This is a genomic window from Actinokineospora sp. NBRC 105648 (assembly GCF_030269645.1).
In the GTDB taxonomy this organism is placed as follows: domain Bacteria; phylum Actinomycetota; class Actinomycetes; order Mycobacteriales; family Pseudonocardiaceae; genus Actinokineospora.
Genome location: NZ_BSTR01000028.1, coordinates 85,398 through 94,864, shown reverse-complemented (window position 1 = coordinate 94,864; position 9,467 = coordinate 85,398). Strand labels below are relative to the sequence as shown.

The window sequence follows — 9,467 nt, the reverse complement described above, 5'->3', positions numbered from 1 at the left end:
CTACCTTCGCGCGGGGCCCCTAGAGCACCGCGGTGGTGAAAAAAGGGCGGGTGAAGGGCATCCCCACCACACGGCAAGTTTAGCGGTGCTCTCCCCCCACACGAAGGCAGTCCACCCAATCGAGCACTGGCGTAGCGGGTGTTGCGTGCCAGCGGGCTCGGCATTTAGAGATTAGAGATTAGAGATTAGAGATTAGAGATTTAGAGATTTAGAGATTTAGGGATGCCCGGATGTGGCCGACCGGTGAGCTGTTGACGACCTTGATGATGGGCGTCGATCTCCTCCTGTCGGCCGGGCCATCACATATGCACATCTGGCAATAAAGGGAATGGTCGCCCCTTTCGGACGAACCGGGCGTCAGCGAGGATCGGGGACTGGTTGTCCCTGATCCCTGCTGGAGGCAGCAACCATGGTCATCAAGAACCTTCTCCCCGTCGTGGCGGGGTTGGCGCTGGTGGGAGCGGTGCTGGCCGTGCCAGTGGCCACCGCGGCGCCCGCGCCGGCGGGCACGATCGCCGCGGCGCCGGACATCCCGGTCGCCAACGTGCAGGCGCACCTCAACCAGTTGCAGACGATCGCCACCAACAACGGCGGCAACCGGGCGCACGGCAAGCCCGGCTACAAGGCCTCGATCGACTACGTCAAGGCCAAGCTCGACGCCGCCGGGTGGGTGACCTCGGTCAAGACCTTCACCCAGAGCGGCGCCACCGGCTACAACCTGATCGCCGACTGGCCCGGCGGCGACGAGAACAGCGTCCTGATGGCCGGTTCGCACCTGGACAGCGTCGCCGCCGGACCGGGGATCAACGACAACGGCACCGGTTCGGCCGGTCTGCTCGAGGTCGCGCTGGCCGTCTCGGGCAACCAGCTCAAGCCCGCCAAGCACCTGCGCTTCGGCTGGTGGGGCGCCGAGGAGCTCGGCCTGGTCGGGTCGACCAACTACGTCAACAGCCTCTCCGCCACCGAGAAGTCGAAGATCAAGGGCTACCTGAACTTCGACATGACCGGCTCGCCGAACCCCGGCTACTTCGTCTACTCCGCCAGCGGCCAGCCCACCGGCTCGATCGACCTGCAGCGCGTGCTCGAGGAGCACTTCGCCGCGATCGGCGTGCCGACCGAGCTGACCACCGTCGGCGGCCGCTCCGACCACGCGGCGTTCGCGCAGGCGGGCATCCCGATCGGCGGCCTGTTCACCGGCGCGGAGGGCACCAAGACCGCCGCCCAGGCCCAGAAGTGGGGCGGCACGGCCAACACCGCCTACGACGCCTGCTACCACCGCGCCTGCGACCGGACCACCAACGTCAACGCGACCGCGCTGGACCGCAACACCGACGCCGTCGCCTACTCGATCTGGAAGCTGGCGGGCACCGGCGGCGGCACGCCGGGCAAGCGGTTCGAGAACCAGACCGATGTGGCGATCCCGGACCTGACGACCGTCGAGAGCCCGGTCACCGTCAGCGGCGTGACCGGCAACGCGCCGAGCGCGCTGCAGGTCGGTGTCGACATCCGGCACACCTTCCGCGGTGACCTGCAAATCGACCTGGTCGCCCCGGACGGCACCGCCTACCGGCTCAAGAGCACTTCCTCGAGCGACTCCGCCGACAACGTCAACACCACCTACACGGTCAACGCGTCCAGCGAGGTCGCCAACGGCACCTGGAAGCTGCAAGTGCGCGACACCGCGCGCAACGACACGGGCACGATCAACGGCTGGTTCCTCCAGTTCTGACAACGCCCGGCAATGCGGGCCACCCCGGACGGGGGGTGGCCCGCATTGGCGTCTAACAGGCGGACTTCGCGCTAAGAACCCGCTCCAGCGACTCTTGCACGCGCGCACTGTCGAGTTCCCCTGCTTGAACGGCCTTCTCAAGCCGGTCGAGGACTTCGGTCAACCGCGTCCCGGACGACCAGAACGGCATGTCGACACCCGCGCGCAGCGATAGCAGTACCGCCTCCGGTAGGTCGTACCGCTCGGTGACCGCGCGCATGGCGCCCAGGTCGTCCGTGATCGTCAGCCCGGCGAAACCCAGCTCACCGCGCAACAACTGGTACGCCGCCGGGTCGAGGGAGGCGGGCGCGCCGTTGGTCAGGCCGGGGACATCGAGGTGGCCGATCATGACAGCGACCGGCCCCTGACGCGGGAGTTCCGCGTACGGGCGCAGGTCGGTGCCCCGCAACTCGTCCAGGTTCGGTGTGCTCACCGGTCCCTTGTGTGAGTCCTCGGCACGGCCATGACCAGGGAAGTGCTTGAGAACGGGCAACATCCCGCCCTCCCGCAGCCCCTCGGCGAAGGCCGCGGCGTAGCGGGTGGCGGTGTCCGGATCGGGGCTGAACGAGCGATCGCCGATCACCGCCCGATCGGGCTGGTCACTGATGTCGACCACCGGCGCGAAGTCCAACGTCACCCCGCGCGCGAGCAACCGCTCCGCCCGGGTCTTGGCGGTCTCGCGCACCTGGTCCTCGGTCATGCTGTCGGCCATGACCCGGGCGCTGGGCAGCGGCCCGTCGAGGGACTCGACCCGCTGGACCCGGCCGCCCTCGTCGTCCACCGCGACCGTGAGCGGGAGGGCGGAGGCACCGGTCACCTCGGACAACCGGCCGTCCACCAGCAGGGCGGTGGACTCGCCGCCGAGGAAGATCGCGCCGACCCCCTCCGCCCGCACGGCCGCCAACGCGGCGGCGGGCCCACGCGGATCCACCCCAATCATGATCAACTGTGCCAGGCGCTTGCGCATGGGCAGCGCGGCGACGAGCAGGTCACAGGGCGACGGCTGCTCGGTGTGCGCGGGGGACCGCTGCGGGGTGTGGGCGGGGAAGGCGATGGGGACGCCGCGGACCTCGGCGACGGGGAGGGACAGCAGCGCGGCCATCAGCGCCCCGACCGCGACAGCGGCCAAGGCGCCCACCGTCCGCTGGGAAGCCACGCGCCATTCTGACCCGCCGACGAGCATCTCGCGCGAGTGAGTCCGCTCCGCGCGCGGCCTGTGCCTGGCCCGTGTTTCGATCTAGCGGGCTTTGCTGCCCCTGGTTGCCCAGGTAAGTGCGGGGGCTCGATCTAGTGAACTCGCTTCGTGTGGGGCCCCTAGAGCACCGCGGTGGGGAAAAAGCGTGGGGTGAAGGGCATCCCCACCACAGGTCAAGTTTAGCGGTGCTCTCCCCCCACACGAAGCGAGTCCACTAGATCGAGCATCCGTAGCGGGGCCGCCGGTACCAGCGTGGTCGGCCTACCCGCTGCGGCTGGTGGGGGGCAGGAAATGGCCCGTACCTGTCCCCCGCGCCTCCCATCTACTCACTCTCCCTTCCCTACCCTCTTCCCCTTGTCCTCCTTGCCTCACCTCTACTCACCCCCTCCTCTCGCCTCTCCCCCTCGCGCCCTCGCTCGTCGCCGCCTCTCGCCTTTACCTGCCTCCCTCTGCCCCGCCTACCTCTGCCTACCTCTGCCTACCTCTGCCCCCCTTCTCCTCGCCTCCCCCACTCCTCGCCTCGCCTCTCCTCTCCTCCTCTCGCCCTTCTCGCGTCGCTTCCTCGCCTCCGCCTCCTGACCTCTTCGCCCTCCGCTCCCCTCCACCTCCCCGCCCCGCTCCCTTCCTGCCCCACTTCCTTCCTCACCTCACTCGCCTCCCCTCCTCGCCTACCGGTGATCCACATCCCATCGGCAGGCGGCGACGTTCTCCCCGTTCAGTGCGGCGGAGGGCAGGTCTGGCCGTGCGGTCGGGTGAGTCTCCACAGGACTTCCACCACTCCCCCGCCCGCCAGGCACACTGCGCCGGCATCGTTGGTCGTATGCCCTACACGCTCTCCCACGCCGCGGCGGTGCTTCCGTTGTTGCGGCGTGGGCCGTTGGTGGGGTCCGCGCTGGTCGTCGGGTCCTTCTCCCCCGACCTGCTGTACTTCATCGCCTTGGAGCCGGGGGTCGATGACCGGTCGCACACCTGGCTGGGGCTGCTCTGGATCGACCTGCCGGTGGCGTTGGCGGTGCTGGCCCTCTACCACGCCCTGGTGGTGCCGGCCGTCCTCGCGCTCGTTCCCGGTTGGCTGCGCATTCGGCTGGTTGACCACGTCGCACCGCCGCGGCTGGGGGTCGTGGCGGTGGGGTGGGTTGTGGTGTCCGTGCTGGTCGGTGGGGTTACCCACCTGGTGTGGGATGCCTTCACGCACCACACCGGGTGGGGGGTGGAGCACTGGCCCAGCCTGCGGCTCTGGCTGTGGGAGGGGATGCCCCGCTACAACTTCCTGCAGTACCTGAGCAGTGTGGTCGGCGCGGTCCTGGTCGTGGTGTGGTGGCGGCGGACCCTGCGCCGGGCGGTGCCCGCCACCGAGGTACCTCCGCTGTACGCGCCGCCGCGCAGGCCGGGGCTGGTGGTCGGGGCGGTGGTGGCCAGCGGGGTCGTGCTGGCGGTCTACCGGGCGGTGACGGTGATGGCCGGGGTGGGCGGCCAGTCGGTCATGGGCTTCGCGCACACCCTCGCCGCGGGCGTGCCGCCCACCCACACGCAGTTGGCGGCGGGGCTGGCGCGGGTGTCGATCTGCCTGGTCACCGGGGCATTCGTGGCGTTGTTGGTGGTCGGGCTCCGCCAACGGATCCGAGCGAGACAACCGGCTTGATCAGACGGAGGGCCATTCGACCAGCAGGTAGCCGCGGTGTGGGACCTCGCTGCCCGTCTCGGGGGCGGACAGCGGGGCCAGCACGGTAGTGACCTCGGGCGCGGGCCAGTCCGGCGGCAGGTCCAGGACCGGGACCGCCGGGTCGGCCGAGCCGTTGGCCACCGCGAGGCGCAGGCCCCGGCTGGTCCGGGCGGCGTGCGGGATGAGGTGCGCACCACCGGTGACCAGCGGGAACACGCGGCGTCCGCCTTCCAGGAACCGGATGACCGCGTGCAGGAGGCGTTGCTGGGTGTCGCTGCGCGGTAGGTCTTCCGGCACGGTGGCTGCGAGGACTGCGACACGGCCTCCCGACGGGTTCGTGAAGAGCACCAGTCCGTCACCCCAAGCTTCCTGCCTGGGCGTTCTGACCTCGGTCCACACCGTCGCGCCGGGGAGCGCGGTCATCCTCGCCACTGCGGGCTGTTGGTTGTCCGGGTACAGGGTCCCGGCGGCCACGACTTCCGCTGCCTCGGTTACGCGTTCCATCGCGTAAGGGCCGTGTTCGGTGTGCTCTTCGCGCCCCTGCACGTCGTGCACAAGGACCCCGATCGACGCGGAATGCCCTCGTGCGGCCAAGATCGCCGCCGCGGTGCCGTCAAGCAAGAGGCCGCCGGTTAGGAACTGCGCGAGCTCCTCATCAGGTACTGCCCACGCAAGGTCCCCGAACAACGCCACTACCGGCGACTCCCCCGCGCGCACGGGGACGCCGTAAGACAGTAGGTAGCGCGCCGCGCGAGTCGGGTCGATGTCCAACGCCTCCAGCGACGCGCGCTCAGTCCGCACGTGCGCGGCGGTGTCCGCATACCAGGGGATCCCGACACCAATGGTCTCCACCTCGGTGTCGGCCACCCGGTCCAGCGCGGGACGGGCGCGATCGAGCAGGTCGCCGACCCGTTCGAAGGTCGCGGGCGTGCGCGCGGTGAACGGCAGCACGTTGAGCAGCAGACCGTCCACACCGGACAGTGCGCAGGCGACGAGCTCGGACCAGGTCTGGGTGTCCGACTTCGCCCAGTGCGTGTACGGGTAGTTCTCGACCTCCGGGGCGATCTCGATCCCGTGCGGGCGCAACGGCCGCTGCAGCTCCAACATGGCCACTGACCACGCGAGACTGTGCGCGGGAGCGTCCACATAGGGCGCGTAGTGCGGGCGGTGCACGGCACCGGGGCCAAGCGCGGTGAACAACGCACGCCAATCGCGGCCCTCGACTGAGGCGACACCGAGCGTCGAGCTCATCAACCCGAGCGCGGCCCGCCCGGCGACCGCGGCCCGGACCTGCGCGACGACCTCGAGCTGCGTCTCCCGCCAGGTGCGCTGCAGCAGGGCGCGCCACGGGTGCGGCTCGCCCGGCGCGGTGATGGCGGCGACCAGGTCCGCGCGGTCGACCGGTTCGCCGGCCAACTCGGCGAAGCGGGCCAGCATCCCCGGTTCGAAGCCGCCGCCCCAGATGAGCGGCGCGTGGTTGTGGAAGCGGAAGTCGTCTTCCAGCCACAGGACGCGCAGCCCCAAGTCGGCGAACCGGCCGTAGTGCGCGGCGAGCCACGCCCGCCAGCGCGGGCAGGCGAACGAGGCCTGGGCGGTGGCCACGTCACCGAATGGTCCGACCATTGGCGCGAAGCCGTGCCGGTCGACCCGCCCGCGGTCGGCGTGCCCGGTGGTGACCCACGGGTTCAGGCTCACCCCGACACCCGCCTCGCGAAGAACGTCTACAGCTGTAGCTACCGCCGCGTACCAAGAATCGGCCTCCTCGGCGGTGAGGTGGCCGTCGTGCAGCTCCTCGCCCGCGACGAAGAGGACGGCCTCCCCGATGCCGTGCCGGAGGCAGAACGCGGCGAGCTCGCGCGCGTCGTCCCGAGCTCGCGAGCCGGGCAGCACCTGGAACCGCAACGCGTAGTACACCGCACCCTCCCTGTTCGAAGTTGGACTATATTCGGCAACTTCGAGCAAAAACAAGCAGAACTCGTGCGCCCTGGTCCTAAAGCTTGGCGGATGTGATCGAGCGGCCTAGCTTTGTCACATGGAGCTGGAGCTGCGCCACTTCAAAATCATCTGTGCGGTCGCCGAGGCGGGCAGCATCACCAAGGCCGCGTCGACACTCGGCCTCGCCCAGCCCGCCCTCACCGCCCAGCTGCACCGCATCGAGCGGGCCCTGGGCGGACCGCTGTTCGAAAGGGACCGCAAGGGGGCCAGACCCACGCCCCTGGGCGAGTTGGTCCTGTCCCGGGCGAAGCTGTTGCTGCCCGCGGTCTCCGGGCTGCGCGAGGAGGCCGCGCGGTTCGCCAACAACGCCGCCCTGCCCGGCGACACCCCCTCGCGCCTGCGGCTGGGGTCGGCCACCGGCCCGGTGCTCGGTGGTCTGGTCCACCAGCTCAACGCCGCCTACCCCGACCTGCACGTGACGACGCACGTGTCGTGGTCGTCGGAGGAGCTGGCGGCGATGGTGGCCGACGGCCGCGTGGACTACACCCTCGCGGGCGTGTGCGGCGACGCGCCGCCGCCCTCCCAACCCGGCCTGATCTGGCGGACGGTGGCCACCGACCCGGTGTTCGTGCTGCTGTCCACCCAGCACCCGCTCGCCGGGCGGGACGCGGTCGACCTGAGCGACCTCGCGGGCGTCCAGTGGGGCGCCACCCCCGGCGACGGCTGCTTCGCCGACTGCTTCGCCGCGGCCTGCGCCCGCGCGGGCTTCACTCCGCGCACCCTGTACGAGACTGACGTGGTGAGCTGCATCGACCTGGTGGAGTCCGGCGACGCGGTGGTGCTGTGCCAGCCGATGTTCCGGCAGATGCCCGGGGTCATCGCGGTCCCGATCGCGGGCAACCCGCTGCGCTGGCGCAACCTGATCGGGTGGCACCCGGACGGGGCGACCGCCGCGTTCTCCGATCAGCTGGTCAAGCTGGCCAGCACGGCCTACTCCGACGTCATCGCCCGGAGCCCCCGGTACAGCGCGTTCCTCCAGGACAACCCGGGCTTCGGCCTGGAGCGGGCGGACCACCTGCCCACCTCGTGACCGTCGGTCACCGCTAGTGACCAGATCGATGCTATGGCCAAATCATATGACCCAATCGGTTGTGATCCGGATTACCGTCGCAGGCACCTGCTGACCGATTCGTCCGGTTGATCATTCGACCGTCGTCCCCGTTCCGAAGCGCGTGACCGGCCCAGCCAGCCGGTCTGCTTCGGCGCGCCGGTCGGCAGCCATCCGTAAACCCTTCCCTGCACGAGGAGAACGGCATGGCAAGACGACTCATCGCCGCGCTGGCGGCAGTGGTGGCCACCGGGGGCGTGATCACGGCGGTGACCCTGACCGCCGAGGCCGCCCCGGCCGCCACCGACGCCATGGGCGCCGCGCTACAACGCGACCTGGGCCTCAACGCCGAGCAGGCCCGCACCCGACTGGCCGCCGAGGACCGCGCGGCCCAGGCCGACAAGTCGCTGCGCAAGCAGCTCGCGGGTCGCTTCGGCGGCACCTGGTACGACGCGGGCCGGGGCAAGCTCGTCGTCGCGGTCACCGACTCCGCCGCCGCGGGCACCGCCCGCTCGGCGGGCGCCGACGCGCTCGTGGTCAGCCGCACCGAGGCCCAGCTCGACGCGCTCAAGGCCAAGCTCGACGCCAACGCCGCCACCAGCCCCCGCACCGTGCCCGCCTGGTACGTGGACCTGCCCAGCAACAAGATCGTCCTGAAGTCGCGCGGCAGCGCCCTCGCCGCCGCCCGCTCGTTCGTCGCCGCCAGCGGGGTCCCAGCGGACGCGGTCAGCGTCGAGGCCTCGGACGAGGCCCCGCGCAAGCTGATCGACGTCGTCGGCGGCAACGCCTACTACATCGGCAGCGGCACCCGCTGCTCCGTCGGCTTCTCGGTCGGCGGCGGCTTCATCACCGCGGGCCACTGCGGCCGCAGCGGCGCCACCACCACCCAGCCCAGCGGCTCCTTCGCGGGCTCGAGCTTCCCCGGCAACGACTACGCCTGGGTCCGCGTCGCCGCGGGCAACACCCCGATCGGCGCGGTCAACAACTACTCCGGCGGCCGGGTCACGGTCTCCGGCTCCACCGACGCCCCGGTCGGCTCGTCCATCTGCCGCTCGGGCTCGACCACGGGCTGGCACTGCGGCACGATCGCGGCCCGCAACTCCTCGGTCACCTACCCCGAGGGCACCATCACCGGCCTGATCCGCACCAACGTGTGCGCCGAACCGGGCGACTCCGGCGGCTCGGCCATCTCCGGCAGCCAGGCCCAGGGCGTCACCTCCGGCGGCTCGGGCAACTGCACCTCCGGCGGGACCACGTACTTCCAGCCGGTGAACGAGATCCTGCAGGCGTACGGGCTCACCCTGGTGACCAACGGTGGCGGCACCCCCACCACCCCGCCGACCACGCCGCCGAGCGGCAGCTGCACGGGCCCGGCGTACACCGGGTCCCTGGCCTCCGGCGGCTCGGCCATCCAGCCGAGTAACAGCTACTACCAGTCGACCGTCTCCGGCACGCACCGCGGCTGCCTGAGCGGTCCCGCCGGGACGGACTTCGACCTGGCCCTGCAGAAGTGGAACGGCAGCGCGTGGGCCGCGGTGGCCAGCGGGACCACGCCGTCGAACGTGGAAACCGTGAACTACTCCGGGACGGCCGGCTACTACCGGTGGCAGGTCCAGGCCTACAGCGGCTCTGGCAGCTACACGCTGCGCACCAACCGACCGTAGTCCCTGACGTTTCGCTGACTCGGTCGCGGATTCGGCCGACGGTTGTTCGCTGATTTCGTTCGGAATGTGGCCCGTGTGCGCGATCGCGCACACGGGCCACATTCCGTTGCGGCGGTGATCCATTGTGGATGACC

The 9,467-nt window shown here is 70.5% G+C and carries 6 protein-coding genes; 4 read left to right on the top strand and 2 right to left on the bottom strand.

Annotated elements, in window-relative coordinates:
• Positions 1 to 409 precede the first annotated feature (409 nt).
• Positions 410 to 1,729, top strand: coding sequence for a M28 family metallopeptidase (locus tag QSK30_RS23080; protein WP_285505723.1), 1,320 nt, complete (start codon positions 410 to 412; stop codon positions 1,727 to 1,729).
• Positions 1,730 to 1,781: 52 nt separating this feature from the next.
• On the opposite strand, the gene QSK30_RS23075 is transcribed toward QSK30_RS23080, so the two are convergent.
• On the bottom strand, positions 1,782 to 2,924 hold the full coding sequence (locus QSK30_RS23075; RefSeq protein ID WP_285505721.1) for a glycoside hydrolase family 3 N-terminal domain-containing protein: 1,143 nt from the start codon (positions 2,922 to 2,924) through the stop codon (positions 1,782 to 1,784).
• Positions 2,925 to 3,783: 859 nt separating this feature from the next.
• Between QSK30_RS23075 and QSK30_RS23070 the strand changes: the two genes are divergently transcribed.
• Complete coding sequence (locus tag QSK30_RS23070) at positions 3,784 to 4,605, top strand: DUF4184 family protein (RefSeq protein WP_285505720.1); 822 nt, start codon at positions 3,784 to 3,786, stop codon at positions 4,603 to 4,605.
• Here the strand turns inward: QSK30_RS23070 and QSK30_RS23065 are convergent, their stop codons facing one another.
• Positions 4,606 to 6,540, bottom strand: coding sequence for a hypothetical protein (locus tag QSK30_RS23065; RefSeq protein WP_285505718.1), 1,935 nt, complete (start codon positions 6,538 to 6,540; stop codon positions 4,606 to 4,608). It abuts the gene before it with no gap.
• A gap of 118 nt (positions 6,541 to 6,658) precedes the next feature.
• On the opposite strand from QSK30_RS23065, the gene QSK30_RS23060 reads away from it, so the two are divergent.
• Together QSK30_RS23060 and QSK30_RS23055 are read left to right on the top strand one after the other, a co-directional pair.
• A complete protein-coding gene (locus QSK30_RS23060) occupies positions 6,659 to 7,651 on the top strand; it encodes a LysR family transcriptional regulator (protein WP_285505716.1) in 993 nt (330 codons plus the stop codon).
• A gap of 224 nt (positions 7,652 to 7,875) precedes the next feature.
• Complete coding sequence (locus QSK30_RS23055) at positions 7,876 to 9,333, top strand: S1 family peptidase (RefSeq protein WP_285505714.1); 1,458 nt, start codon at positions 7,876 to 7,878, stop codon at positions 9,331 to 9,333.
• The last annotated feature ends 134 nt before the right edge of the window (positions 9,334 to 9,467 follow it).